General features: G+C 72.8%; 23 protein-coding genes. 12 read left to right on the top strand and 11 right to left on the bottom strand.

The features are described from left to right. The first annotated feature begins 11 nt into the window (after positions 1 to 11). A complete protein-coding gene (locus CHC05_RS02600; RefSeq protein WP_089244201.1) occupies positions 12 to 1,085 on the top strand; it encodes an ABC-2 transporter permease in 1,074 nt (357 codons plus the stop codon). Positions 1,086 to 1,093: 8 nt separating this feature from the next. Here CHC05_RS02600 and CHC05_RS02605 read toward each other — a convergent pair whose 3' ends face one another. From CHC05_RS02605 to CHC05_RS41260, 4 genes are all read right to left on the bottom strand, one after another. Beyond that, a complete protein-coding gene (locus CHC05_RS02605) occupies positions 1,094 to 2,116 on the bottom strand; it encodes an NAD(P)H-dependent flavin oxidoreductase (RefSeq protein WP_089244203.1) in 1,023 nt (340 codons plus the stop codon). Further along, positions 2,113 to 3,510, bottom strand: a complete 1,398-nt coding sequence (locus CHC05_RS02610; RefSeq protein WP_218824398.1) for a M1 family metallopeptidase — start codon at positions 3,508 to 3,510, stop codon at positions 2,113 to 2,115. The genes CHC05_RS02605 and CHC05_RS02610 overlap by 4 nt, the downstream gene beginning before the upstream one ends. Positions 3,511 to 3,578: 68 nt before the next feature. Then, positions 3,579 to 5,981, bottom strand: a complete 2,403-nt coding sequence (gene hrpB / locus CHC05_RS02615; protein ID WP_089244205.1) for an ATP-dependent helicase HrpB — start codon at positions 5,979 to 5,981, stop codon at positions 3,579 to 3,581. Positions 5,982 to 5,989: 8 nt separating this feature from the next. After that, positions 5,990 to 6,166: a hypothetical protein gene (locus CHC05_RS41260; protein WP_179266021.1), complete on the bottom strand. Its 177-nt coding sequence runs from the start codon at positions 6,164 to 6,166 to the stop codon at positions 5,990 to 5,992. A gap of 85 nt (positions 6,167 to 6,251) precedes the next feature. Here CHC05_RS41260 and CHC05_RS02620 point away from each other — a divergent pair, with 85 nt between their 5' ends. Continuing rightward, the gene (locus CHC05_RS02620) at positions 6,252 to 7,115 is read left to right on the top strand and encodes an oxygenase MpaB family protein (protein WP_089244207.1); all 864 of its coding nucleotides are present in this window, start codon (positions 6,252 to 6,254) and stop codon (positions 7,113 to 7,115) included. Here CHC05_RS02620 and CHC05_RS02625 read toward each other — a convergent pair. Then, positions 7,075 to 8,157 (bottom strand): Kelch repeat-containing protein, encoded by a 1,083-nt coding sequence (locus tag CHC05_RS02625; RefSeq protein ID WP_089244209.1) that lies wholly within the window; start codon positions 8,155 to 8,157, stop codon positions 7,075 to 7,077. The genes CHC05_RS02620 and CHC05_RS02625 overlap by 41 nt on opposite strands. A gap of 86 nt (positions 8,158 to 8,243) precedes the next feature. Here CHC05_RS02625 and CHC05_RS02630 point away from each other — a divergent pair, with 86 nt between their 5' ends. The 4 genes from CHC05_RS02630 (at position 8,244) to CHC05_RS02645 (ending at position 11,112) form a co-directional block, all read left to right on the top strand. Then, complete coding sequence (locus CHC05_RS02630; protein ID WP_089244211.1) at positions 8,244 to 8,624, top strand: hypothetical protein; 381 nt, start codon at positions 8,244 to 8,246, stop codon at positions 8,622 to 8,624. Between the two features lie 44 nt (positions 8,625 to 8,668). Beyond that, positions 8,669 to 9,187 (top strand): SsrA-binding protein SmpB, encoded by a 519-nt coding sequence (smpB, locus tag CHC05_RS02635; RefSeq protein ID WP_089244213.1) that lies wholly within the window; start codon positions 8,669 to 8,671, stop codon positions 9,185 to 9,187. 81 nt (positions 9,188 to 9,268) lie between these two features. Further along, positions 9,269 to 10,495 carry an MFS transporter gene (locus tag CHC05_RS02640; protein WP_218824399.1) on the top strand — a complete coding sequence of 409 codons (1,227 nt, stop codon included), beginning with the start codon at positions 9,269 to 9,271 and terminating at the stop codon, positions 10,493 to 10,495. A 41-nt stretch (positions 10,496 to 10,536) separates the two neighbouring features. Further along, a complete protein-coding gene (locus CHC05_RS02645; protein ID WP_089244215.1) occupies positions 10,537 to 11,112 on the top strand; it encodes a TetR/AcrR family transcriptional regulator in 576 nt (191 codons plus the stop codon). On the opposite strand, the gene CHC05_RS02650 is transcribed toward CHC05_RS02645, so the two are convergent. Beyond that, on the bottom strand, positions 11,109 to 11,585 hold the full coding sequence (locus tag CHC05_RS02650; RefSeq protein ID WP_089244217.1) for a GNAT family N-acetyltransferase: 477 nt from the start codon (positions 11,583 to 11,585) through the stop codon (positions 11,109 to 11,111). The genes CHC05_RS02645 and CHC05_RS02650 overlap by 4 nt on opposite strands. Positions 11,586 to 11,622: 37 nt before the next feature. Between CHC05_RS02650 and CHC05_RS02655 the strand changes: the two genes are divergently transcribed. Together CHC05_RS02655 and CHC05_RS02660 are read left to right on the top strand one after the other, a co-directional pair. After that, a complete protein-coding gene (locus CHC05_RS02655; protein WP_089244219.1) occupies positions 11,623 to 12,120 on the top strand; it encodes a hypothetical protein in 498 nt (165 codons plus the stop codon). A gap of 9 nt (positions 12,121 to 12,129) precedes the next feature. Beyond that, complete coding sequence (locus tag CHC05_RS02660; protein WP_089244221.1) at positions 12,130 to 12,558, top strand: DUF1810 domain-containing protein; 429 nt, start codon at positions 12,130 to 12,132, stop codon at positions 12,556 to 12,558. On the opposite strand, the gene pgm is transcribed toward CHC05_RS02660, so the two are convergent. Next, positions 12,555 to 14,207, bottom strand: coding sequence for a phosphoglucomutase (alpha-D-glucose-1,6-bisphosphate-dependent) (pgm, locus tag CHC05_RS02665; RefSeq protein ID WP_089244223.1), 1,653 nt, complete (start codon positions 14,205 to 14,207; stop codon positions 12,555 to 12,557). The genes CHC05_RS02660 and pgm overlap by 4 nt on opposite strands. Before the next feature lie 171 nt (positions 14,208 to 14,378). Here pgm and CHC05_RS02670 point away from each other — a divergent pair, with 171 nt between their 5' ends. The 3 genes from CHC05_RS02670 to CHC05_RS02680 are packed head-to-tail and all read left to right on the top strand — an operon-like array spanning position 14,379 to position 16,566. Then, a complete protein-coding gene (locus CHC05_RS02670) occupies positions 14,379 to 15,167 on the top strand; it encodes an endonuclease/exonuclease/phosphatase family protein (protein WP_179266041.1) in 789 nt (262 codons plus the stop codon). A 59-nt stretch (positions 15,168 to 15,226) separates the two neighbouring features. After that, positions 15,227 to 15,832 carry a winged helix-turn-helix domain-containing protein gene (locus CHC05_RS02675; RefSeq protein ID WP_089244227.1) on the top strand — a complete coding sequence of 202 codons (606 nt, stop codon included), beginning with the start codon at positions 15,227 to 15,229 and terminating at the stop codon, positions 15,830 to 15,832. Further along, the gene (locus CHC05_RS02680) at positions 15,829 to 16,566 is read left to right on the top strand and encodes an SRPBCC family protein (RefSeq protein ID WP_089244229.1); all 738 of its coding nucleotides are present in this window, start codon (positions 15,829 to 15,831) and stop codon (positions 16,564 to 16,566) included. Before CHC05_RS02675 ends, CHC05_RS02680 begins: the two co-directional genes overlap by 4 nt. Here the strand turns inward: CHC05_RS02680 and CHC05_RS02685 are convergent. The 3 genes from CHC05_RS02685 to CHC05_RS02695 are packed head-to-tail and all read right to left on the bottom strand — an operon-like array spanning position 16,563 to position 20,928. Next, complete coding sequence (locus tag CHC05_RS02685; RefSeq protein WP_089244231.1) at positions 16,563 to 17,423, bottom strand: fumarylacetoacetate hydrolase family protein; 861 nt, start codon at positions 17,421 to 17,423, stop codon at positions 16,563 to 16,565. The two genes, CHC05_RS02680 and CHC05_RS02685, sit on opposite strands and share 4 nt — an antisense overlap. Positions 17,424 to 17,439: 16 nt before the next feature. Then, entirely contained in the window at positions 17,440 to 18,330 is an 891-nt protein-coding gene (locus CHC05_RS02690; RefSeq protein ID WP_089244233.1) for an SDR family NAD(P)-dependent oxidoreductase, read from the bottom strand. Between the two features lie 36 nt (positions 18,331 to 18,366). Further along, positions 18,367 to 20,928: a hypothetical protein gene (locus tag CHC05_RS02695; RefSeq protein WP_089244235.1), complete on the bottom strand. Its 2,562-nt coding sequence runs from the start codon at positions 20,926 to 20,928 to the stop codon at positions 18,367 to 18,369. A 93-nt stretch (positions 20,929 to 21,021) separates the two neighbouring features. Between CHC05_RS02695 and CHC05_RS02700 the strand changes: the two genes are divergently transcribed. Beyond that, on the top strand, positions 21,022 to 21,387 hold the full coding sequence (locus tag CHC05_RS02700) for a VOC family protein (protein ID WP_089244237.1): 366 nt from the start codon (positions 21,022 to 21,024) through the stop codon (positions 21,385 to 21,387). On the opposite strand, the gene CHC05_RS02705 is transcribed toward CHC05_RS02700, so the two are convergent. Continuing rightward, complete coding sequence (locus CHC05_RS02705) at positions 21,384 to 24,443, bottom strand: discoidin domain-containing protein (protein WP_089244239.1); 3,060 nt, start codon at positions 24,441 to 24,443, stop codon at positions 21,384 to 21,386. The two genes, CHC05_RS02700 and CHC05_RS02705, sit on opposite strands and share 4 nt — an antisense overlap. Between the last annotated feature and the right edge of the window lie 77 nt (positions 24,444 to 24,520).

The following is a 24,520-nucleotide window of genomic DNA, read 5'->3' on the forward strand; positions in this document are numbered from 1 at the left end:
ATCATCATGAAATGGGCGGGACTCAGCCGGGCCGGTGGTGGCGGATCACCGGGCAGGAGATCGTCGGCGCGTTCCGGCCGCGGCGCGAACCACCGCCGTTGCTGCCTCTGCGCCGCGGGATCGTGGCCGGTGCCGGGCCGTTGCTGCTCGCGTTGCTCGTCGGCGTCGGGTTCATCGCCGCGTTCGTCGGCGCCCTGCACAACCCCAAACCGCACCACGTGCCGGTCGGGGTGGTGCGGGGCGACCAGACCGCGCAGGCCCTGCTGGCCGCCACGGCTCCGCAGCTTCGGGCCGTCGACTACGACAGCCCGGCGGACGCGGACGACGCGGTGCGCCGCGGTCACGTCTACTCGGCGCTCACCAGCGCGGCCGACGGGCTGACGCTGACCGTGGCCACCGCCGCCGGGCCGACCGCCACGACCGCGACGGCCGCGATCCTGGCCGTGGCCGCCCGTGGCGCGGGTGTGCCGCTTTCGGTGACCGACGCCGTGCCGGTCAACCCGGACGACCCGCGCGGCGTGGTGCCCTTCTACCTGGCGATCGGCCTGGTGATCGGTGGCTACTTCGGTGGCATCGCGCTGAGCCTGGCGCTCGGCACCGTGCCGCGCACCCTGGGTCGGGCCGGCGTGCGCATCGCCGGGCTGGCGGTGCACGCCCTGCTGCTCGCGCTCGCCGGCACCCTCATCGTGGGTCCGGGGTTGGGCATCTGGCACCAGAACCTGTTCGGCCTGTTCGGGGCCGGCATGCTGCTCGCGTTCGCCGCCGCTCTGTTCGCGGCCGCCGTGCAGAGCTGGCTCGCCCGGGTCGGCACCACGCTGATCATCCTGTTGGTGGTGGTGCTGGGCAACCCCGGGTCCGGCGGCATCTACCCGCCGGAGTTCCTGCCGGGCTTCTTCCGGGGCATTCACGAGTGGGACCTGCCGGGCCTCGGCGCCGACCTCGTCCGGTCGGTGATCTACTTCCCCGCCGGCTCGGCCGCCTGGACGGCCGGAAAGCTCGCCATCTGGTGCGTCGCCAGCGTGGCCGTGTTGGCCGCCGCCACGCTCGTGCTGGGCCGGCCGGTCAGCCCCAAACCCAAACCTTGACCGCGGCGCTACGCCTCCGCCGCCAGGCGGGTCAGGATCGTGGCCACCGGGTCGTCGGTGGCGTGGCGGAAGCCGGTGCCCGCCCACAGGTGCAGGCGTTCCGGGTCACCGGTGGCGGCGGCCGCGCGGCGGATCGGGCGGGTCAGGGTGTGCAGGGCCGGATAGCCCGCCGGCGCCAGGGGGCTGTAGCGGTCCGTGAACTCGTTGCGCAGCCCGCGGGCCGGGCGGCCCGTGAACGCCCGCGTCACCACCGTGGTGGTCCGGGCCGGGTCGGCCAGGGCGGCGCGGTGGGTGTCCGAAGTGCCGGCCTCGGTCGCGCGCAGCAACGACGTGCCGACCGCGACCAGCGCGGCGCCGGCGCCCAGCGCGGCGGCCACGTCGGCGGCGGTGCCGACGCCGCCGGCCGCGATCACCGGCAGCGACACGGCCGCGCGGATCTCCGCGACCAGGGACGGCAGGGGCACCACCGGCACCGGCCGGTCGGGCGTGAACGTGCCCGAGTGCCCACCACCGGCGGCGGCCTGCACCACCAGCACGTCCAGGCCGGCGTCGGCGGCCGCCCGGGCCTCGACAACCGACGTCACCGTCTGGGCCAGCACCGCCCCGGTCGCCCGGAGCAAAGCCAGGTCAGCCGGCGGTGGCAGGCCGAAGGTGAAGCTGACCAGCGGGACCGGCCACTGCCGGAGCACGTCGAGCTTGTCCCGCCAGGCGTCGTCGTCCTCCACCGGGTCGGGCGGCAGGGCCACCCCGAACCGCGCGGCCTCGGGTGCGAGCAGCGCGGCGTAGCCCCGGTAGGCCGCCGGGTCGACCGGCACCGTGTTGGGCGCGAACAGGTTGACCCCGAACGGGACCCCGGCGGCAGTGACCGTGGCGAGCTCGGCCGCGAACGCCTCCGGTGGCTGGTAGCCGCCCGCGACGAAGCCCATCCCGCCTGCCCGGCCGGCGGCGACCACGAACGCCGGGGTTCCCGGGCCGCCGGCCATCGGTGCGGCGATGACCGGCAGCGCCAGGTCGGGCAGCGGTGAGGTCACCAGGTGGTCGGCTTCGCCGGCTCGTACAGCCAGGTCTGGAAGAACGCGTCGAGCTGCTGGTGGCCGCGCTTCTCGGCCAGCCGGACGAAGTCGGCCGTGGTGACGTTGCCGTCGCGGTTGTGGGCGTACCAGTCGCGGAGCAGGGCGAAGAACGCCTTGTCACCGATCTTCACGCGGAGTGCCTGCAGTGTCATCGCGCCTCGATCGTAGACCGGGGAGCTGAACATGACCGCCGGTCCGCCGACGTTGGCCGGTGGGCGTGTCCAGAACGAGCTCGTCGGCGGGCGGGCGAAGGACGCGTCGAACGACTGCTGCGCGGTGTCGCCGCCGTGCCGCTCGTCGTAGTACCACTCCGACCAGGCCGCGAAGCCCTCGTTGAGCCAGATGTCCTGCCACACCGTCAGGCTCACGCTGTTGCCGAACCACTGGTGGGCGATCTCGTGCACGACCGTGCCCGCGCCCGGCGTCTCGTCGTACTGCGACTTGGTCTGCGACTCGAGCGCGTAGCCGACCTCGGGCGCGTGGTCGACGATGCCGCCGCCACTGCTGAACGGGTACTCCCCGTACACCTTCGAGAAGAACGTGATGATCTCGGCCTCGGCGGCGAGCCGGTCGAACGCGCCCTTGGGCACCTCGACGGGGTCGACCGCGTGGTAGAGCGGGATCCGGCCGACCTTGCTGACCCGCAGCTCGAACACGCCGTTGGTGACGGTCGCGAGGTAGGGCGCCATCGGCGAGTCCTCGCGCCAGCGCCACGTCGTCTTGCCCTTGTGGTCGTGCTTGCCGACGAGCCGGCCGTTGCCGATCGCGGTGATCCCCTTCGGGACGGTGATCGAGAAGTCGTACGTCGCCTTGTCCCGCGGGTTGTCGTTGGCCGGGTACCAGCCCGGCGATCCCTGCGGCTCGTTGACGACGAACGCGCCGTCGGCCGTGGTCACCCAGCCCTCGCTGCTGCCGTCGGGGTCGATCACTTCGGTCGGCTCGCCCGCGTAGTCGACGCGCACGGTGAACGTGCGCCCGGCCCGCAGCATCCGCTTCGGCGTGATGACCAGCTCCTGGCCGTCCCGGGTGAACCGCGCCCGGTCGCCGTCGACCCGCAGCGAGCTGATGCTGAAGCCACGCAGGTCGAGGTCGAACCGGGTGAGGTTCTGGGTGGCCCGCGCGGTGATCACCGCGGTGGCGTCGAGCTGGTTGCCGGTGCGGTTGTAGTCGAGGTCGAGGGAGTAGTGCCGCACGTCGTAGCCGCCGTTGCCGGCAAGCGGGAAGTAGGAGTCGCCGAGGCCCGGCGAGCCGATGGTCGAGCCACCCCCGGCGAGGGCGGGTGTGGCGACGGCGAGCGCGGTCAGCGCGGCGACGGCACCGGCGGCGGCACGTCGCAACAGGACAGACGGCAAGGCGGTCCTCCTCATCGAGAGCTGCAAGCCGATCCTCGCACCGGTCCACAGGAGACGTCCAGCGACGATCATCCCGTCGGATCGGCCGGCCAGGCATGTTTCGGGTAGCGCCCGCGCAGCTCAGCGCGGACCTGCGGGTAGCCGGTGCGCCAGAACGACGCGAGGTCGCGGGTCACCGCCACCGGCCGGCCGGCGGGCGAGAGCAGGTGCAGCAGCACGGGTACGCGGCCCTCGGCGACGGTCGGCGTGTCCCGCCAACCGAACGCCTCCTGCACCTTGAGCGCGACCACCGGCGCCTCCGCGTCCGCGTAGTCGACCCGCAGCCGCCGCTCCCCCGGCCCGGCGACCCGCTCGGGCGCGACCGCGTCCAGCCGGCCGGCGATCTGCCAGGGCAGCAACCGGCGCAGCGCGGCGGCGACGTCGATCCTGGTCAGGTCGGCGCGCCGCCGGGCGCGGGCCAGCTCGGGCCCGAGCCAGTTGGGGGCGGTTTCGAGCAGGGCGGCGTCGCTCACGTCGGGCCACGGCTCGCCGAGCGCGTGGCGGGCGAAGGCCAACCGTTGCCGCAGCGCGACCGCCCCTGGGGACCAGCGCAGCAGCCCGAGCCCTTCCTTCGCGAGCCCCTCGCGGAGCGCCGCGGCGACGAGCTCGGCCGGGGGCGTCGACAATGGACGCTCGACGAGCGGGACGGCGCCGAGCCGCTCCACCCGGCGGGCCACCACGTCGCCGCCGGACCAGGCGACCTCCTCCTCCGTGGCGAGGAGTGACGCGCCGGCCTCCCGCGCGGTCGCCTCGTCGATGACCACCGCCGAACGGATCCGCGCGGAGGCGCGGCCCGGCGGGCGGTCCGCGGCGGCGACGGCCAGCCAGTCGGAGCCGGCCAGCGGCGAGCCCGGCGTCAGGTCCGCCGCGGTCCCGCCACTCATCAGGTACGCGGACGCGCCGGCGCCGCGGGCCCTGGCCAGCCGTTCCGGGTACGCGAGCCCGACCAGCAGCCCGGCGGCCAGGTCGTCGGGCAACCGCGCGGCGCCGCGCACCGCGCCGAGGTCGGAGCGCAGGCGGCGTACCTCCCGCTGATAGGCCGGGTCAGCGCGAACCCGGCGCCAGCCCGCGACCAGATCCTCGGTGGCGCTCTCGCGGTCGAGCAGGGCGACCACCTCGGCGGCCCGGTCGGCGCCGACCACGGGCGCGCCGTCGAGCAACGCCCGGGCCAGCCGGGGATGCGTGCCGACCCCGGCGATCCGCCGGCCGCGGTCGGTGACCCGCCCGGCGTCGTCGAGCGCCCCGAGCGCCCGGAGCGTCTCGACCGCGACCGTCATCGGCCCGGCCGGAGGCGCTTCGGGCAGCGCCAGCCCCTGCCCGCCCGGAGCACCCCAGAGCGCCAAGTCGAGCGCGAAGCCGGTGAGGTCGGCGGCCGCGATCTCGGGCTCGGGGAAGGCCGGCAGCCGGTCGTGCGCGGCCTGGGACCAGCAGCGGTAGACGGTGCCTTCCAGCTCCCGTCCCGCCCGGCCCGCGCGCTGCTCGGCGACGGCCTTGGAGACGGGCACGGTGACCAGAGCGCCGAGGCCGCGGGCATGGTCGGTGCGCGGCACCCGGGCCAGTCCGGCGTCGACCACGACGCGGACACCTGGGACGGTCAGGCTGCTCTCGGCGACCGCCGTCGCGAGCACGACCCGACGCTGTGCGGACGGGCGCAGCACGGCGTCCTGCTCGGCGGCGTCCTGGCGACCGAGCAGCATCCACACGGGTAGGTCTCTCAGCCGCTCGGCGACCGAGGCGATCTCGCCCGCGCCCGGCAGGAACACGAGGATGTCGCCAGCGCGCTCGTGGAACGCCCGGCGCGTGGTGGCGGCGACGTGGTCGAGCAGCTTCGGGTCGACCCGCAGGCCACGCGGTGGATCCACCTTGGATGGTGGCGCCCAGACCACGTCGACAGGGTGCAGCGCGTCGTCGGCGGTGACGGTCGGCCCGAGCAGGTCGGCCAGTCGGGCCGTGTCGGCGGTCGCCGAGGTGGCCAGCAGACGCAGGTCGGGACGCAGGTTGGCCCGCACGTCGACACAGAACGCCAGCGCGAGGTCCGAGTCGAGGTGGCGCTCGTGGCACTCGTCGAGGATCACGGTGTCGAAGCCGTCGAGGCCCGGGTCGTGCTGGAGCCGCCGCACCAGCAGGCCGGTGGTGACCACCTCGACGCGCGTGTCGGGGCCGGTCCGTCGCTCACCGCGCACGGCGTACCCGACGCGCCCGCCGACCCGTTCCCCGAGGAGCGCGGCCATCCGCCGGGCAGCGGCCCGGGTGGCCAGCCGCCGCGGCTCGGCGATCAGCACCCGCCCGTGACCGGCGAGGTCGAGCGGCACCAGGGTCGTCTTACCGGTGCCGGGCGGCGCGACGAGCACGGCACTGCCGTGCCCGTCCAACGCCTCCCGCACCCGCGGCAGCACACGGCGGATCGGCAGGTCAGGCTCGAGGGGAAGCAAAGAAGCGGTCAGTTCGAGGTGGCGGAGTCCTCGGCCGTCGGCGCGGGCTGCACGGCGAACGGGTCGAGGAGCTGGCGCATCGCCTCGGCTCCGCCGTCAGGTGCTGGTCCCGGTTCGCCGGCGGCGTCGCCCGCCGCACCGTCCGCGGCCAGGAACAGGCTCGCGTGGTCGTGGTTCGCTGTCATCAACATCCTTCTCAACTGGTGCGGCCCACGTGGTGCGAACCGCACTCAGTGTGACAGACGGGGCCGCCGCGCTACGCTCGGCGCGGTGAAGAACCGGTACCGGAACCTCGATCGCATCCGCAGCCTCGATCCGGTGCGGGACTACGTCGAGATCTACCGGACGATGGTTCGGTTCGAGTTTCCGTGGGATCTCAAGCTCGCGCTCAACCTGGCCTTCAACCGTACGTTCTCGACACCGACCGTCGCCGCGATCCTGGCCTCCACCGGTGAGCTGACCAAGCGCACCCAGCGCCGGGTCGACGACACCGGGCTGTTGATGTTCGAGATCGTGCTGCACGGGTTCGACCATCCGCGCGGCCGGGCCGCGATCCGCCGGATGAACCAGCTCCACCGGCCGCACCGTGGCGTCCCGGCCGACGAGTTCGTATATGTCCTGGCGTGCCTCGTCGTCGTTCCGTTGCGGTGGCTCGACCGCTACGGCTGGCGTCGGCCCTGCTGCCACGAGCGGGAGGCCACCTACCGGTTCTACCGTGAGCTCGGGGAGCACCTCGGCGTCAACGGCCTCCCCGACTCGTTGGCGGAGCTCGAGCGCTGGTTCGACGACTACGACCGTGCGCACCTGGTGCCGAACGAGCCCGCGGCCACCATCGAGCGGGCCACCCGCTCGCTGCTGCTCACCCGGCTCCCTCGCGCACTGTCGCCGTTGGGCAATGCCCTGGTCAGCGCCCTCTACGACGAGCGGCTGCGAGCCGCCACCGGCGTGCCACCGCCGGCATGGCCGGTGCGCGCCGGCCTGCACGCGGCGCTCAAGGCCCGGGCGGCGATCCAACGCCACCTCGGCCGGCCGCGCGCCGTCGGGATGTTCGAGGACGGCATCAACACGAAGTCCTATCCGGACGGGTACGAGATCAGCGAGCTCGGACCGGGACCCGCAGCACGGTCGCGGTGACCCGGGTGCGGTCGTCGTAGCCGCCGGTGACCAGGACCGAGCCGTCCGGCAGCGGGGCCACCGCCGGGTACTGCCGTTCCACCGTGCCCCGCGCCGCCACCTCGAACCGGCCGTCGGCGTACACCTCGACGCCGTAGCCACCCGCCACCGCGAGCCGGCCGTCCGGCAGGGCGACCACCGCGTCGGAGATCTTGTAGCGGGGCTCGGCCATCGACGCCGCGGGCGTGAAACGACCGGCGCGCGGGTCGAAGAGCAGCGTCGTGGCCAGCCGGGCAGCGGCGTCGTCGGCCGTCTGCCCGCCGACGACCAGCGCCCGCCCGTCCGGCAACGGCGCCGCCGCCAGCTTGTAGGACGGCATCGGCAGGCGGCCCGGCACCTCCTGCCACGCGTCCCGCGCCGGGTCGTACAGCAACGCCGTGTCGAGCAGCCCCACCCCGTGTGCCGTCGCGGACTGCCCACCGACGACCAGAACCCGGCCGTCGGCCAGCAGCGCGGCGCCATGCCGGGAGCGCGGGCCCGGCAGCGGGGCGACCGCACGGAAACCGGTGCCGTCGAAGACCTCGGCCGTCGCCAGCGCCGCCCGCCCGGACACGCCGCCGACCAGCAGGACCCGGCCGTCGGGCAGCCGGGTCGCCGTGTGGTTGGCCCGTCGGGCGGTCATGGTGCCGGCCGGCACGAAGGTCGTACCCGTGAAGATCTCGGCCGTGCCGCTCGGTGCCGACGTCTCGCCGGGAAAACCGCCCGCGACCAGCACCCGGCCGTCGGGCAGCGCGGTCGCGGTGTGGTTGAACCGCGCCTCGGCCAGCGCAGGGCCGGCCACGAACCGGCCGTCGACGTAGAGCTCGGAGGTCGACTGCGTCTCACCGCAGCCGTCGGTCGCACAACCGCCGGCGATCAGCACCCGGCCGTCCGGCAGGGGCGTCGCGGTGTGCGCGGCCCGGGCCACCCGCATGGCCGCCTCCGGCGGGCCGACCGGCACGGGTGGATCATCGACACAGCCGGCCAGCACGACGGCCACGAGCAGGAGCGGGACACGCCTCATGCGGCTGACGAGTCCCCAGGATGTCGTCAGGTTCACACCGGCCCGCTTTCAGCAGATTCTCACCGACCCGCGCTACCTTGCAAGGCATGGACGAGAACCGTGCCCGCCGGGTGGTCGACGCCCTCCGCGACCGGGGTGTTCCCGCACACATGGCGCAGGCCAGCGCCGGCCGCTCGGAGACCGGCGTCCGGGTGGTGCTGCCCGGTGAGCGCGAGGCGCTCTGGGACACCGACGGCACCGCCGGGCTCGAGGCGCAGGTGATGCGCGACGGCATGCTCGTCGGGTTCGTGCCCCGGATTCCGGGCTCCGAGGACTTCACCGAGGCCCAGGTGATCGACGCGATCGCCAACACCGACTACGACCAGCCGGTCGCGCGCCGGTCCGCCAGTCCGGTGCCGGCGGCTCCGGCGCTGCCGCGCGAGGGTGGGTTCTTCCGCCGCATGCGCGACGGCTTCCGCGAGCGCTGATAATCACGGGTGCCCACCGTGCGGCCCTGGCAGACTGAGCGGCCATGAGACGCGACACGCCCCGCCCGGAGCGGGCCCGCCGGGAGACACCGCGCCGGATGGTCGCGTCCAACAAGAAGGCCCGCCACGAGTACGAGATCCTCAAGACGTACGAGGCCGGGCTTGTGCTGCTCGGCACCGAGGTCAAGTCGCTCCGGCTCGGGCACGCCTCGCTGGCCGAGGCGTTCGCCCAGGAACGCGACGGTGAGCTGCATCTATACGGCCTGCACATCGCGGAATACGGCATGCGGGGCTGGTCGACGCACGGGCCGCGGCGGATCCGCAAGCTGCTCCTGCACCGGTCCGAGATCCACCGCATTCTCGAGAAGATCCGCGAGCCGGGGCTGACCCTGGTGCCGCTGGCGCTCTACTTCGAGAACGGCTGGGCCAAGGTCGAGTTGGGCATCGCGCGGGGCCGCCGGGAATACGACAAACGCCAGGTCCTGGCCCAGCGCGACGCCGATCGGGAGATCGCCCGCGCCATGGGCCGCGCGCTGAAGGGGCGCACCAGCGGGCGCAGGTGATCGGGCTCTCGTTGTTCTGACAGACAGGTCTGTCTAGTGTGTGAGTTGCACTAGACAGACCTGTCTACCCAGGGAGCCGCAGTGAGCTCGTCCGCCGTCCTGGCCGCTCGGCCGGCAACCCGATTCCGCCTCGGCCGCACCCCGTCGCTGTGGCTGCTCGCGTCGATCGTCGTGTCGCTGCTGGCCGCGTCCAGCGCGCCGACCCCGCTCTACGCCACCTACCAGGCCGAGTGGGGCTTCTCGCCGATGACCACCACGGTCGTGTTCGGCGTGTACGCGGTCGCCGTGCTGCTCTCCCTGCTGGTCTTCGGCCGCCTCTCCGACCACGTCGGCCGCCGGCCGGTCCTGCTCGTGGCCCTGCTGGTGCAGGCGGCCGCGCTGGTCGTGTTCGCGTTCGCCGGCGGCGTACCCGAGCTGCTCGCCGCCCGGGTCGTCCAGGGCCTGGCCACCGGCGCGGCGCTGGCCGCGCTCGGCGCCGGGATGCTCGACATCGACCGGGCCCGCGGCACCACCGCCAACGCGGTCGCGCCCGGCATCGGCACCGGCGGCGGCGCGCTGCTCTCGGCCCTGGTCGTGCAGTTCCTGCCGGCGCCCACCCACCTGATCTACCTGGCGCTGCTCGGTGTGCTCCTGCTTCAGGCGGTCGGCGTCGCCCTGATGCCCGAGACGGTCAGCCGCGCGCCCGGCGCCCGGCACTCGCTGATCCCGGAGATCAAGCTGCCCCGCACCGTCCGCGGCCCGGTCGCGATCGCCGCGCCCGTGCTGTTCGCGGTGTGGGCCCTCGCGGGCTTCTACGCGTCGCTCGGCCCGTCCCTGGTCCGCGGGCTGGCCGGCTCCACGTCGGCGGTCTACGGCGGACTCGGCCTGTTCGTGCTGGCCGCCGTGGCCGCGCTGAGCGTGCTGGCGGTCAACAACCGCCCGGCCAGGACCGCCCTCGGGGTCGGGATCGTCGGCCTCATCGTCGGCGTGACCGGTTCCCTGTTCGCGATCTCGGCCGGCTCCACCGTGGCCTTCCTGATCGCGACCGGCGTCGCTGGCATCGGCTTCGGCAGCGGCTTCCAGGGCGCGATCCGGATCGTGGTGCCGCTGGTCGCGGCGCACGAGCGCGCCGGCGTGCTGGCCCTGCTCTACGTGGTGTCCTACCTGGGCCTGGGCGTGCCCGCGGTGATCGCCGGTTACCTGGTGGTGCACGCCGGCGGCCTGCTCGACACCGCACGCGAGTACGGCATCGCGGTGATCGTGCTGGCCGCGCTCGCGGGCCTGGCCCTCCTGCGCCGCCAGGCACCCCGGGTCCAGGCGGCCGGCTGAACGTACGATGACGACGGTTTGGTGAAAAGGCGGTGAGTGAGATGGCGGTGACCACCTCGAAGCCCTCGGCCCGCGAGCGGCTGCTGGCCTCGGCCGACGAGCTGTTCTACCGCGAGGGCGTCCACGTGGTCGGCATCGACCGCGTGATCGAACACGCCGGCGTCGCCAAGGCCACGCTCTACAACACGTTCGGCAGCAAGGACGAGCTGATCCGGGCGTACCTGCAGGGCCGGCACGCGGCGATCGAGAAGCGGGTCGCGGAAGGGCTCACCGCGTACGCGACCCCGCGCGAGAAGATCGTCGGCGTCTTCGACATCCAGGGCGGCCGTTTCACCAACCCGGAGTACCGCGGCTGCCCGTTCGTCTCCGCCACCGCCGAGGCCATGCCGGGCGCGGCGTCGGTGTCCGCGGCCGACGACTACCGCGCCTGGGTCCGCGCCCTGTTCACGGACCTGTCCCGCCAGGCCGGCGCCCCGGACCCGGTGTCACTCGGCCAGCAGCTCCAGGTCATCTACGACGGCATCGCGGTCGGCATGCGGATGGACCACGACCGCACGGAAAGCCTCGCGGCCGGCCTGACGCTCGTCCGCGCCCTGCTCGCGGCGACCCTCGACTAGGGCGTTCCGGTCCAGCGCAGCCACGTGTACGGGCGGGGCTGCGGCGCGTTCCACTCCGCCTGGAGCTCCGGCGCGACGTCGGCGAAACCCGCGGCCCGGTAGGCGGCCAACGCGGGCGCGTTGTCCGGGCGTACCCGCAGGAAGACGTCGTCGAAGCCGGCCCGCGCCGCCAGGGCCCGGGTCAGCGCCCGGCCCACGCCCCGGCCCCGCTCCTCGGGCGCGACCAGCAGGCGGGCGAGCTCGGCCTCGTCCTCCTCGTCGTCGGACCAGACCTCGCCGTAGCCGACCGGCCGGCCGGCGTCGAGCAGCAGGTAGGCGGCGACATCGTCCTGTGTGGACCAGTCGGAGACGACGTCTGCGGGGAACGGGTGCTGGGCCCGTGAGCACCACCGGTCGGCCTCGTCGGCCGACCGTACCCACCCGGCGACCATGGCGGCCCGGTCAGCGGTGAACGGAACCAGAGCGAAAGTCATGATGCGTCAAGGGTAGTGGGAGCCCGATACTCGGCGGATGGATCCGTGGATCTCGATGATCTCCGCGCTCACCGGGCTGCTCGTCGGCGGCGCCGTCAGCTATGTCACCAGCCGGGCTCAGCTGCGCATCCAGGCGGAGCACGAGTACGACCGCAGCCTGCGCGACCTGCGGCTGCCGCACTACCAGCGGCTCTTCCATCTCACCGAGAGCGTTCCGCGGCAGTGGCTGTCGTCGAGTCCGGACCGGGCGGGGCTGCGCGCCACCCGGCAAGCGTTCCAGAGCTGGTACTTCGGCGAGGAGGCCGGCGGCCTGTTCCTGTCGCAGGCAGCCCGGGACGCGTACTTCGCGCTCCAGAACGCCCTTCAGGCGGCGGCCGACGGGCTGCCCGAGGACACCGCCACCGTGACCGACCGCGACTCGGTGATCGTGCGCGCGAAGGCCAGCGCGCTTCGGCACCAGCTGTCGGCCGACCTGGGCGTCGCACAGCAACCCCGCCGCCCGTGGATCACGCCTAGGAGCGTGCCGGCACCTTAGGCTGGCCGGGTGAGTGATGACGATCCGTGGCAGCTTCGGCGCTTCGTCGAGGCGCAGGACGGGACCTATGAGCGCGCTGCGGCGGAGCTGCGGGCCGGCAGCAAGCGGAGCCACTGGATGTGGTTCATCTTCCCGCAGATCGCCGGCCTAGGGCGAAGCTCCATGGCCCAGGCGTACGCGATCTCGGGCCTCGACGAGGCCCGCGCCTACCTGGACCACCCGGTGCTCGGCCCCCGGCTACGCGAGTGCGCCCGCATCCTGGTCGACGGTGAGTCGAGCGACGAGGTCCGCATCTTCGGCCCGGTCGACGCGCTCAAGCTGCGCTCGTCGATGACGCTGTTCACCCACGCGGCGCCGGGCGAGCCGGTGTTCCGCGCGGTCCTCGACCGCTTCTACGGCGGGGTCGAGGACGACGCGACGCTGGCCCGGCTGCACTAGGCATTCAGGGCGGCGCCGACCACTCCCCTGGCCTCCTCCTGGATGCGGGCCAGGTGCTCGGGGCCCTTGAAGGACTCCGCGTAGATCTTGTAGACGTCCTCCGTGCCCGACGGGCGGGCGGCGAACCAGCCGTTCTCCGTGGCCACCTTGAGGCCGCCGATGGCCGCGCCGTTGCCCGGGGCCGCGGTCAGGATCTCGGTGATCGGCTCGCCCGCCAGGCTGGTCGCGGTCACCTGCGACGGCGACAGCTTGCCCAGCACCGCCTTCTGCTCGCGGGTGGCGGGCGCGTCGACCCGGGCGTACGCCGGGCTGCCGAAGCGGGCGACCAGGTCGGCGTGGTGCTGCGACGGGGTGCGCCCGGTGCGGGCGATGATCTCCGAGGCGAGCAGGTTGAGGATGATGCCGTCCTTGTCGGTGGTCCACACGCCACCGTCGCGGCGCAGGAACGAGGCCCCGGCGCTCTCCTCGCCGCCGAAGCCGACCGTGCCGTCGAGCAGGCCCGGCACGAACCACTTGAAGCCGACCGGTACCTCGAGCAGCGTCCGCCCGAGGTCGGCGGCGACGCGGTCGATCAGCGACGACGAGACCAGCGTCTTGCCGACCGCGGCGTCGGCGGGCCAGCCATCGCGGTTGCGGAACAGGTAGTCGATCGCGACGGCCAGGTAGTGGTTCGGGTTCATCAGGCCCGCGTCCGGCGTGACGATGCCGTGCCGGTCGGCGTCGGCGTCGTTGCCGGTCGACACCTGGTACTGGTCGCGCTTGGCGATCAAGGACGCCATCGCGTACGGCGACGAGCAGTCCATCCGGATCTTGCCGTCCCAGTCGAGCGTCATGAAGGCGAACCGCGGGTCGACGGCCGGGTTGACGACGGTCAGGTCGAGCCCGTGCTTCTCGGCGATCTCGGCCCAGTAGGCGACGCTGGCCCCGCCCAAGGGGTCGGCGCCGATCCGCACCCCGGCGTCGCGGATCGCCACGAGGTCGACCACCGACGGCAGGTCGTCCACATAGGATGCCGTGAAGTCGAACTCCTGGGTGGTCTCCGCCGCCCGGGCCCGCCCGTACGGCATCCGGCGCACCCCGGCCAGCTTCGCACGCAGCAACTCGTTGGCCCGGTCCTGGATCCAGCCGGTCGCGTCGGTGTCGGCGGGGCCGCCGTTGGGCGGGTTGTACTTGAACCCGCCGTCGTCGGGCGGGTTGTGCGAGGGGGTGACCACGACCCCGTCGGCGCGGGCGGCCGGGCCGCGCTTGTTGTAGGTGAGGATCGCGTGCGAGACGGCCGGCGTCGGCGTGAACCCGTCGCGGCTGTCGATGAGCACCGTCACCCCGTTGGCGGCGAACACCTCGAGGGCCGTCTCGGTGGCGGGCTCGGAGAGCGCGTGCGTGTCGCGGCCGAGGAACAACGGCCCGGTGATGCCCTGCTCCGTGCGGTACTCGACGATCGCCTGACTGGTCGCGGCGATGTGGTCGTCGTTGAACGCCCGCCGCAGGCTCGAACCGCGATGACCCGAGGTGCCGAACGCGACCCGCTCAGCCGGAACCGACGGGTCGGGGTGCTGGTCATGATAGGCGGCGAGAACGGCCCCGACGTCGATCAGATCACCGGGCTCAGCCGGCTGCCCGGCGCGGGGGTTGTTGGACACGCCCCGCATCGTAACGCCGGTCCGGTCAACCGGCCGGGATCTACGGGCCGACCCCTCCCTCAACGCGCCCGCCGTTTCCGCGTGACGGTCCGGCCTTCGGCGCGCCATGCGGTTTCGCGCGCCACGGTGACGTGCGCGCTGCCCGGGCGTCGGTGTGACACCGTGGTCGGCGTGCGGGTGATGACGTGGAACCTGTGGTGGCGGTTCGGGGAGCCGGAGCGGCGGCGGGCGGCGATCCTGGCCGTGCTGCGCGAACAGCGGCCGGATCTGGTCGGGCTCCAGGAGGTCTGGGCCGACGACGACGAGAACCTGGCGGAGTGGCTGGCCGACGAGCTCGGCCTGCACTGGGCCTTCGGCACCGGCAGCGACCAAGAGACCTGGCGGGTCCGGGTCGACGGTGGTCCCGGGCTGCGCAACGGCGTCGCGGTGCTCAGTCGGTGGCCCATTCGCACCGAGAAGGCGTACGACCTGCCTGGTGACCCCAGTCGGGCCGCGTTGAGTGTGTTGGTCGACGCTCCGCAGGGGACGATCCCGCTGGTCACCACCCACCTGAGTGTGCTGTCCGGCTCAGCCGGTCGGTCCGCGCAGCTCGACTGGGTCGCCCGGCACGTCGCCGGCCTCCCGCACGACGGGCATCCGCCGCTGGTGGTCGGCGACCTCAACGCGATGCCGGACTCCGACGAGCTGCGGCGCTTCACCGGCGTGCTGACCGTCGGGTTCGTGCCCGACCAGGTGCTGCTGGACGCCTGGTGGTTCGCGGAACCCGGCGACCCCGGCTTCACCTGGGACCGGGCCAACCCGCACGCGGCCGCGTGGGTCGCGCCCAGCGGGCGGATCGACTACATCCACGTGCTGCAGAGCGCCCACCGGGCCGGCCGGGTGCTCGGGGTGCATCGCGCCGGCACAGCCGCCGTCGACGGCGTCTGGCCCACCGACCACGCCGCGGTGGTGGCCGACCTGAGCGACTAGGCCTTCTTGAAAACAAAACCCTCCTTGACAACAAAAGTTGTCGGTGAGAGGGTTACGGCATGCAGGACGTCGCAGTGATCGAGGACGCCGCCGTCGCGGAGGTGTCGCTCGATCCGATCCGGGCCCGGATGCTCGCGGAGCTGGCCGAGCCACACACCGCGACCAGCCTGGCGGCGCGGCTCGGGCTGCCCCGGCAGAAGGTCAACTACCACGTCAAGACGCTCGAGCAGCACGGCCTGGTCGAGCTGGTCGAGGAGCGCCGCAAGGGCAACATGACCGAGCGGGTGATGCGGGCTTCCGCCGCCGCCTACGTGATCTCGCCGGCCGCCCTCGCGGCGGTCGCGCCCGATCCGGCCCGGTCCCCCGACCGGCTGTCCGCGCGCTGGTTGCTCGCCCTCGCCTCGCGGCTCGTCCGCGAGACGGGCGTGCTGATCAACGGGGCGGCGCGGGCGCGGAAGCCCCTGGCCACCTTCGGGCTCGACGCCGAGGTGCGGTTCGCCAAGCCGGCCGACCGCGCCGCGTTCGTGGACGAACTGACCCACGCGCTAGCCGGAATTATCAGCAAATATCACACTGAAACTGGTCGGCCGCACCGCGTCATCGTCGCGGTGCACCCGAGCATCACCGAGGACGCCGACCCACCAGCCAAGGAGCAGCGATCATGACGCACCCGTTCGAGGTACGCGAAGAGTTCACCGTCGACGCCACGCCCGACCAGGTCTGGGAGGCGATCACGAACGGCGCCGCGGTCGACTCCTGGCTCATGGGCCGCACCGAGATCGACAGCGCGAGCAAGACCAGCACGTTCGACATGTTCGGGCAGGTCGCCCACTCCAGCATCACGGCCTGGGAGCCCGGTCGCCACTTCGCGACCCAGGAGGACAAGAACCCCGACGGCACGTTCATGGCCATGGAGTGGCTCATCGAGTCCCGCGACGGCGGCGGCGCGGTCGTGCATTTCGTCCACAGTGGCCTGCTCGGCGACGACTGGGAGGCGGAATACAACGGCCTGTCCGTGGGCGACCGCGCGTACATGACGAAGCTCGCCGTTTATCTGAAGCACTTCGCGCCCCGCACCGCGACCCGGTCGGTGTTCCTGCCCGGTCCGGTGACCAAGGACTCGTGGGCGGCCATGACGGCGGCGGTGGGCGCCGGCGCGGATGCGGCCAACGGCCAGCCGGCGCGCCTGTCCGTGCCCGGGATCGAGCCCGTCGACGGCACGGTGGAGTTCGTGATCGAGCCGAGCTTCGTGGGCATGCGCACCGACGACGCGATCTACACGCTGATCCACGGCTACAACGACATGATGTTCGCGACCGCGCACTACTTCGACGACCGCGACCGGTCGGCCGAGACCGAGGCGTGGCAGGGCTGGCTGAACGGCCTCGCGGCGGCTTAGGGGCGCTGGAAGTCGAAGTGGTCCTTGCCGACCACGACCGGGTTGGTCAGCTCCCCGACGCCGTCGATGGTGATCGTGACGACGTCGTCGGGGCGCAGCGTGAAGTCCAGCGCGGGCGCCAACCCGGTGCCGGTCGACAGGACGGCGCCGTCCGGGAAGTTGTCGGCGCGGAACAGGTAGTCGACCAGCTCCGCGAACGGGCGCTTGAGCCGGGCGGTCGACGTCGCGCCGGACCAGACCGCCGCGCCTTCCCGGGTGACCCGCACGGCCACGGCCAGATCGCTGCCGTCGACCTCCCACGCCGGGCGGATGCCGGCCGACAGCGCGCACGCACCGGCGTACACCTTGGCCTGTGGCAGGTAGAGGGGGTTCTCGCCCTCGATCGAGCGGGAGCTCATGTCGTTGCAGACCAGGTAGCCGGCGAGCTCGCCGAACCGGTTGACCACCAGGGCGAGCTCCGGCTCGGGCACGTCGAGGCCGGAGTCGGCGCGGATCGCGACCGGCTCGCCGTCGACCACGACGCGCCAGGCCGCGGACTTGAAGAACAGCTCGGGGCGGGCCGCGTCGTACACCCGGCCGTAGATGTCGGCCTCGCTGCTCTCCTCCATCCGCGCCTCGCGCGAGCGCAGGTACGTGACGCCGGCGGCCCAGACCTCGGTGCCACCGTCGACCGGCGCGAGCAGCCGGGCGTCGTCGACCACGTCACCCGGGTTGGCGACGAGCTCCCGAAGGTCGGCGACCGTCTCGTGCAGCAACGCGGCCACGGAGGGCGCGGGCAGCTCACGGACGACGCCGTCTTCGCGAACGCCGACGCGGGCGGTGTCATCGTGTTCGCGGCGGTACCGGACGATGTGCATGACGGGCAGCGTACGGCTACCCGACGCCGACCGCCTCCGCGGAGATCTCCCAGAGCCGGGCGGCGTTGGCCGGGTCGACGGCGTACGGCGCGACCCCGCCGGGCATGCCCGCCTGGTGCAGGCCCGCTTCGTGACAGTCCTCGAAGTAGCGTCCGGACTCGCCCGCGAGGCCGGGTGCGCTCGCAACGTAGGCCGAGGTGGCGGCCCCCTGCTCCGCCGACTTCCAGCCGGGACCGGCGGCGGCGCGCTCGTCCATGTCGGCGAGCTCGGCCTCCGACAGGTGGCGCTGGAGGTTGCCGCGCACCCCACCGGGGTTGACGGCGTTGACGGTGACCCCGTCGTGGGCCCAGCGCCGCGCCGCCTCAACCGCGAAGAGCACGTTGGCGGTCTTCGACTGGTCATAGGTGACGGTCGGGTCGTACGCCCGGTGCGCGAAGTTGATGTCCTCGAAGTCGACCGGCGCCCGCAGGTGGGAGGCCGACGTGACCGCGACGACCCGCCCACCGTCGTCGGTGCCGCCGAGTGCCGGATGCAGCGCGAGGCTCAACGCGAAGTGACCGAGATGGTTGGTGGCGAACTGCAACTCCCAGCCCTGCGGCGTGTGTGCCTCGGGGGTACGCATGACACCGGCGTTGTTGACCAGAATGTGCAGCGGCCCGGTCCAGCGGTTGGCGAACGCCCGCACCGAGCCGAGATCGGCGAGATCGAGCAGCTCCCAGCGCAGGCCCGCCGCCCGGCCCTGGGCGGGATCCCGCACCGCGACGGTGACCTGAGCGCCCGCGGCGGCCAGCGCTTTCGCGGTCGCCAGCCCGATCCCGGACCCACCCCCGGTCACCACGGCCCGCTGCCCGGCCAGGTCGACACCCGCCACCACCTCGGCAGCGGTCGACTCCGCCCCGAATGCCATACCTCGCACTTCCCCGCTTCCGGTGATCGAAACAGGTCAGGACTCGGGCGGGTCGATCACGACCATTCCCCACGCGGCCCGGAACTCCGAGACCCGACGCCAGGCCAGGGCCCAGCTCGCCGCCATCTCGGCCCGGGCCAGGGCGAGCGTCTCGACACCGACGCCGGTCTCAACCCGCTCGCGCTCGTCGTTGCCCGCGGTGCCGAGGAATGTGGCCACCGTCGCGAGGTGGTAGAGCGACGTCGCGTGTGCCCGCAGCAGCGCGACGGCCGCCGGGTCGTCGACCTCCTTCGGCAGGTTCGCGACCTGCGCGACATCGTCGATCGTGCGGGTGTCGGCCCAGTCCGTGATGGCGACGACCTGCCGCCAGTCGGCCTGCGCGCGGGCCGCCGTGCGCAGCGCGTGCAGTTGGGCCTGCGCCTGCTCGGTGCAGACCCGGCGGGCCAGATCGCTGATCCTGTCCTCGCGCGTCCGGTCGCGGGCCGCGACCGTCGCGCGGACCACGCGGATCACGTCGCGGGGCAGCCCGCCGGCGAGGGCGTGGCACAGCACGGCCACGCCGCGCGGGAGGTCGATGACCCGCTTGGCGAGCATGGCCACCGTCGCGTCGTAGCTCAGCGGCGCGAGGCGGAGCATCTCGTCGAAGGCGGTGTCGAACACGTCGCGGGTGGGCAGGCCACGTTGGGTGAAGCCCGCGAGCGCCTCCTCGGAGACCGACACCAGGAAGTAGCAGCCCGGCACGTGTGCCTCGAAGATCGCCTTGATGTCGTTCATGAACCGCACGGCCGCCTCGGGCGCCAGCTTGTCCAGCTCGTCGATCCCGATCACCACGGCCGCGCCGTCCCGCGTCAGCGACGCGACGTAGGCGTGGAACGCGGCGACTATCTCCGGATAGGTCAACGGGACCCGAGCCATGCTCTCCCCGCCACTGACGCTGTGCTCCACGGCAAGCGGGGTCTTCGGTAACGCGCCGATCTTGATCGCGTCGGCCCAGCCTGTGGTAACGGTTTGTTGGTAGCGGATCCGGCGCAGTTCAGCCCGCGCTCGCGCCGCATGCGGGTCGAACGGCCCGCGTGGCGGACCCTCGACCATGGTGCGCCAACTCCGCCGGGCGGTCTCGAACCCGAAGCAGCCAGCCAGCAACACCGGACCCCAGACGAGGCCGGCGTGCGGCGAGGTGCTCCACGCCACCGCCGCGCTCGCCGCCAGGCCGGCGCTGATGGCGGCGACGCCCGCGCTGGTCAGGCCGGCGTCCAGCGGCTGACCCGCGGGCAGAGGCAGCGAAAGGTGTCGCAGCGCCGTCCGAGCCGACGCGAGCACCGCGCCGACGACGAAGACCACGACGGCGAGCCGGTCGCCGACCGCCGTCGCCCCCGTGACCACCGCACCCGCGACCAGCAGCCCCAGGCTGCCCAGAACGCCCACGCGGGCCGCACGTGGCAGAGCCTCGGCGTCCCCGTCGAGCGCCGCGTAGGCGACCAGCACCGGCAGAATCAGACCGGCGATGGACAGGTAGGTGTGGGACCTCGGGTCGCCAGAGACCAACCACCCAGCGCCGATGGCAGCGAAGGCGAGCACGGCCAGAACCAGGAGGACCCACATGGTGCGGCGGTCCGCCCGCCGCGCCAGATGCTCGACCGGCGTGCGCCAGCGGGGCCGATCACTCATCAGGTCGCGGTCGCTGATGCGCAGACGCGGGCGCAGCGCGAGAAGCGCCCCAGCGACGGCCAGTGCACCGCCGACGCCGGCCACCGTCGTGGGAGCCGACCGCGCGGCGGCCACACCGGTCGCCAGCAGCACGACTCCTCCGACAGCGGCCACGATCACGCCAAACACGACGAGCTGCGCCGGGACGGCCGGGGCACGGCGGGGCTCGTCCGGCTCCTCCGCGTAGGGAGAGACTCGCAGGCAGAGCGAGGCGAACAGGTGCAGGAGGAACTCCCTGGGCACGTACTCGACCGGCGCGGGGACGAACACCCCGAGGGACGTGCGCAGTTCGCCGAACCAGTCCGGTCCGCACGCCGATCTGACCAGCGTGGACTTGCCGATGCCGCGCGGCCCGGAGATGCCGATCGCGCCGCCGCCGATCTGTCTCATCAGCGTATCGAGTCGAGCGAACGAGCCGGTCGCGAGCTCGTGTTCGGGCGCCGACATCTGCCGCAGCCCGGACGTGTCGGCGACCTCGAACCGCGCCCGGTATCGACGATGACGGTCCCGCGCCAGCGCCAGGTTGATCCACTCGCGCACGGCCGGCAGCACCGCCCGCTCGACCAATGCCGAGACCAGGGCCGCCCGCAGCTCGGCGATCGGTGGAAGCCCTTCCAGCTCACGCGTCAGGTCCTCGAGGTAGGCGCGGCTGCGCTCGGACTGGTCGACGGACCGCGAATTCGTCGGCGTATCCGCCGCCTCGTAGGCATCGGCCTCCACCGCGACCAGCGCGCGCATCTCCGCCCAGCCGCGGCGGACGTGCTCGGTCAGCTCGACCTCGAGCTCCGCGTGCCGGTCGGCCCGACCCGCGGCCAGCCGCACCAGCACGCTCTTGATCTCGGGGCTGGCCAGCGCGCGGGTGACGGCAGCCTCGAACACGTCGTCGTCCACAGTGTCACCATCGTGGCCAACCCCGGCCGGCTTCGGCAACGCCCGTCCGGGTGTCCGGTTGCGACTCTTGGTTACGGCTGGTGAGCTGAGGGTATGTCGGTTGGTGCGGTTTCGCAGATCCACGTCAGTGTGAGCGAGCTCGAGCGGTCCGTCCGGTTCTATCGGGACGTGCTCGGGGTGCCTTTCCTCTTCGACGTGCCCGGGCAGTCGATGGCGTTCTTCCAGAGCGGCGACGTGCGCCTCTACCTCGGCGTGCCCGAGTCCGAGGCGTTCGCCAGCAAGGTGACGCTTTATTTCACCGTCGACGACCTCGACGCCGAGCGGGAGCGGCTCGTCAAGGAAGGGGTTGGTTTCCTTGACGAGCCGCATCTCGTGCATCGCGACGAGAAGGGCGAGCTGTGGATGACGTTCTTCCGTGACCCGGACGGCCACAACCTCGCCCTCACGCAGACGCGTTAGAAGCCCGTTCGGCCCGCTCCGTACTGGTAGAGCGGGTTGCCCGTCGGCGTCGGTTGCTGGCCCGCGTCGATCTGGGACCGCAGCGTCGTGCGCTGGGCCGCCGTGGCTCCCAGGTCGTACGGCAGGTCCCACGCCTCGGTGGCGTCGGCGAGCACGTCACTGCCGCCTGGGCGCAAGACGTCACTCAACAGACGCGGCAGTTGCCATGGCAGCTTGCCGGTCGGTGCGTAGTCGCCGAACAGCAGGCTCGCCAGCGCCGGGCCCATCTCCTCGCCACCGCGGTAGGTGACGACGATCGCGTTGGCGTCGGCGTTCCAGTCGGTGATCACGTACGGGCGTGGCATGACCAGCGCGACCACCACCGGGATCCCGCGCGCGCGGAACCCCCGGATGAGCGCGAGCTGGTCCGGCGGCAGGTACGGCTGCTCCTTCACCCACTGTGTCCCGTGCGTGTAGGAGCCCTCCCCCACGGCGACGATCGCCACCTTCGGGTTGGGCGCGTCGCCCGAGACCACGTTGACCCCGGCCTGCGCACCTCGGGAGCGGATGGCGTCCAGCATGGTCTGCGACCCGTACTCCTGGTGGAAGTAGCTGGTCCAGATGCAGCACGCCGACGTGTCCGTCGCCCGCGGGCCGGCCACGACGACGGTGTCACCCGCGGCCAGGCGCAGCGGCAGCACCGCGCCGTCGTTCTTGAGCAGCGTCATCGCCTCGCGGGAGGCCTGGTTGGCCAGAGCCGTGTACGACGGCTGGTGCATCCGGTACGGCCCGTTGACCGGGTCGCCGTAGGGGTTCTCGAACAGGCCGAGCTGGAACTTGATCCGCAGCACCCGGCGCACGGCGTCGTCGATCCGCGCAGCGGGAACACCCGCGATGAAACTGGCCATCGAGAAGCCGACCGCGCCCGGGTCCGCCCCGCCCATCACATCGGAGCCTGCCCGGGCCGCGCCGATCCAGGAGCCCCAGGGCAACCAGTCGGTGGTGATCAAACCCTGATAACCCAGGTTCTGCCGCAGGTAAGCCAGGATCGGCGCGCTGTCGCCCGCACCGGGGCCGCCCGGGTCGAGCAGCGACGAACCGGCGTACCCGGGCATGATGTTGACCGCGCCGGCCTCCATCGCCGCCCGGAACGGGATCATGTGGTACTTGATGGTGACCCCGTCGTACACGATCAGGGCCTCGCCGCCGGCACCCTCGCCGGGCCAGTGCTTGACGGTCGCCAGCACCGAGGCGGGGTTGAGCTCGGGACCGCCCTGCAAGCCGGCCACCAGCGCACGGGTCTGGGCGGCGGCCACGTAAGCGTTCTCGCCGTTGCCCTCCTGGATGCGCGGGTAGAGCACCTTGGTGCCGACCTCGGCGAGCGGGCCGAGCACGCCGCGGGTGCCGACCTCGAGCTGCTCCCGGCGCTGCATGTCGCCGAGCTTGTAGTCGAGCGCGTAGTTGCGGGCCGCGGCGAGGGCGCTCTGGGTCGGGTACGTCGTCTGGTAGCCGTGGATGGTGTCGCCGGCCGAGACGAACGGGATGCCGAGCCGGGTGCCGGACGAATCGAGCAGCGCCGCGTGCAGGTCCGCCGCGCCGGCCGGGCCGAAGTGCCAGCCCGAGCGCGGGAAGGCCTGCGCGTTGTAGAACATCTGGTACGCCTTCTCCTCCGCCGTCATCCGGCCGAGCAGGTCGTTGACCCGGGTCTCGATCGGCTGCCGCCAGTCCTCGTAAGGCTGGATCGAGCCGTTGCGGTCGAGGTCACGGGCACCGGCGACGATATTGACGCCGTCGGCGACGGTCTCCAGCGTGGGCACGTACACGCTGAACCGCCGGATGGTCGAGGTGGTCGAACCCGTGGTGACGTACCACTTGTAGGTCCACCGGTCCGCCATGTCCCAGCTCGGGGTGTAGCTGGTGCCGGTCACGGTGGCGACCCGCGTGTAGAGGTCGATGAGGTTGCCCGACGCGGAGAAGTCGTAGTCGGTGCGGCTGACGTTGATCCAGACCTGGTACGACGTCGCGCCGCCGACCGCGGCCCAGGACAGCACCGGGCGGCGGGTCGTGGTGACCATGGCGGCGTCGGCCGGCGCGGTCAGCGCGAACTGTCCCGTCGTCCCTGGCGGACGGGTCGGCCCCGACAGCAGCGGCGGCGTCGTCGCGCTGGTGTCGAGCGTGCCGAACGCCTGGAACTCCCACAACGAGTAGCCGTAGCCGGTCGCCCGCGCGGTCCCGTACATCCGCAGGAACCGGCCGGTGCCGCTGACGGCGAGCCGTTCGACGCCGCCACGCCCGGCGGCGGTCGAGTAGATGGTGGTCCAGGTGGTGCCGTTGGTCGAGGTCTCCAGGCGGTACGCCGAGGCGTACGCGCCCTCCCAGTTGAGTACCACCTGGTTGATGCTCGCCGTGCCGCCGAAGTCGATGCTGATCCACTGTGGATCGGCGAACAGGCTGGACCAGCGCGTGGTGGTGCGGCCGTCGAGCGCCGCCGCGGGAGCGTTGCCGCCCTCGTACGACGAGGCGGTGACGTTCTTGAAGGCGGAGATCGGGGTGCCGCCGGCCGGTGGCGGGTCGGTGGGCCCGCCACCGCCGGTGGTGCCGAAGACCCGGAACTCCCAGAGCGAGTACCCGTAGCCGGTGGTCCGGGCGGTGCCGTACAGGCGGATGTAGCGCCCGGTGCCGGTGACGGCCAGGGTCTGCGTGCCGCCGGCGCCGGTGGTCGTCGAGTAGATCGACTGCCACGGCCCGCCGGCGGCGGCGGAGACCTGGAGCTCGAAGGACCGCGCGGCTGCGGTCTCCCAGACGAGCTCGACCTGGTCGACGGCATAGCTCGCACCCAGGTCGATCTGGATCCACTGTGGATCGGCGAAGGCGCTGGACCAGCGGGTGCCGGCGTTGCCGTCGACGGCGGCCGAGGCGGGGGTGCCGGCGTTCTCCACCGACGAGGCGGTGGCGGTCTTGCCCTGGGAGATCAGCGGGCCTGCGGCCGCGGCCGGGGTGGCGACCAGCGTGCCGGCGAGGAGCAGCGTGAGGATCGCGCCGGCGACGAGCAGCCGGCGGCGGGGTGGGGCTGGCATGTGCACTCCAATACGGGGACGGTCGGATTTGGAGAGCGCTCTCCCACAGGGTCACGACTCGGAACGCTCCAGTCAAG

This window comes from Asanoa hainanensis (assembly GCF_900188485.1).
In the GTDB taxonomy this organism is placed as follows: domain Bacteria; phylum Actinomycetota; class Actinomycetes; order Mycobacteriales; family Micromonosporaceae; genus Asanoa; species Asanoa hainanensis.

What these genes read in the sequence shown, in the direction of transcription:
- CHC05_RS02600 (WP_089244201.1), top strand. Translation starts at nt 12, where the DNA reads ATGGGCGGGACTCAGCCGGGCCGGTGGTGGCGGATCACCGGGCAGGAG.
- CHC05_RS41260 (WP_179266021.1), bottom strand. Translation starts at nt 6,166, where the DNA reads ATGACAGCGAACCACGACCACGCGAGCCTGTTCCTGGCCGCGGACGGT.
- CHC05_RS02625 (WP_089244209.1), bottom strand. Translation starts at nt 8,157, where the DNA reads ATGAGGCGTGTCCCGCTCCTGCTCGTGGCCGTCGTGCTGGCCGGCTGT.
- CHC05_RS02630 (WP_089244211.1), top strand. Translation starts at nt 8,244, where the DNA reads ATGGACGAGAACCGTGCCCGCCGGGTGGTCGACGCCCTCCGCGACCGG.
- smpB (WP_089244213.1), top strand. Translation starts at nt 8,669, where the DNA reads ATGAGACGCGACACGCCCCGCCCGGAGCGGGCCCGCCGGGAGACACCG.
- CHC05_RS02645 (WP_089244215.1), top strand. Translation starts at nt 10,537, where the DNA reads ATGGCGGTGACCACCTCGAAGCCCTCGGCCCGCGAGCGGCTGCTGGCC.
- CHC05_RS02650 (WP_089244217.1), bottom strand. Translation starts at nt 11,585, where the DNA reads ATGACTTTCGCTCTGGTTCCGTTCACCGCTGACCGGGCCGCCATGGTC.
- CHC05_RS02655 (WP_089244219.1), top strand. Translation starts at nt 11,623, where the DNA reads ATGGATCCGTGGATCTCGATGATCTCCGCGCTCACCGGGCTGCTCGTC.
- pgm (WP_089244223.1), bottom strand. Translation starts at nt 14,207, where the DNA reads ATGCGGGGCGTGTCCAACAACCCCCGCGCCGGGCAGCCGGCTGAGCCC.
- CHC05_RS02670 (WP_179266041.1), top strand. Translation starts at nt 14,379, where the DNA reads ATGACGTGGAACCTGTGGTGGCGGTTCGGGGAGCCGGAGCGGCGGCGG.
- CHC05_RS02675 (WP_089244227.1), top strand. Translation starts at nt 15,227, where the DNA reads ATGCAGGACGTCGCAGTGATCGAGGACGCCGCCGTCGCGGAGGTGTCG.
- CHC05_RS02680 (WP_089244229.1), top strand. Translation starts at nt 15,829, where the DNA reads ATGACGCACCCGTTCGAGGTACGCGAAGAGTTCACCGTCGACGCCACG.
- CHC05_RS02685 (WP_089244231.1), bottom strand. Translation starts at nt 17,423, where the DNA reads ATGCACATCGTCCGGTACCGCCGCGAACACGATGACACCGCCCGCGTC.
- CHC05_RS02690 (WP_089244233.1), bottom strand. Translation starts at nt 18,330, where the DNA reads ATGGCATTCGGGGCGGAGTCGACCGCTGCCGAGGTGGTGGCGGGTGTC.
- CHC05_RS02700 (WP_089244237.1), top strand. Translation starts at nt 21,022, where the DNA reads ATGTCGGTTGGTGCGGTTTCGCAGATCCACGTCAGTGTGAGCGAGCTC.
- CHC05_RS02705 (WP_089244239.1), bottom strand. Translation starts at nt 24,443, where the DNA reads ATGCCAGCCCCACCCCGCCGCCGGCTGCTCGTCGCCGGCGCGATCCTC.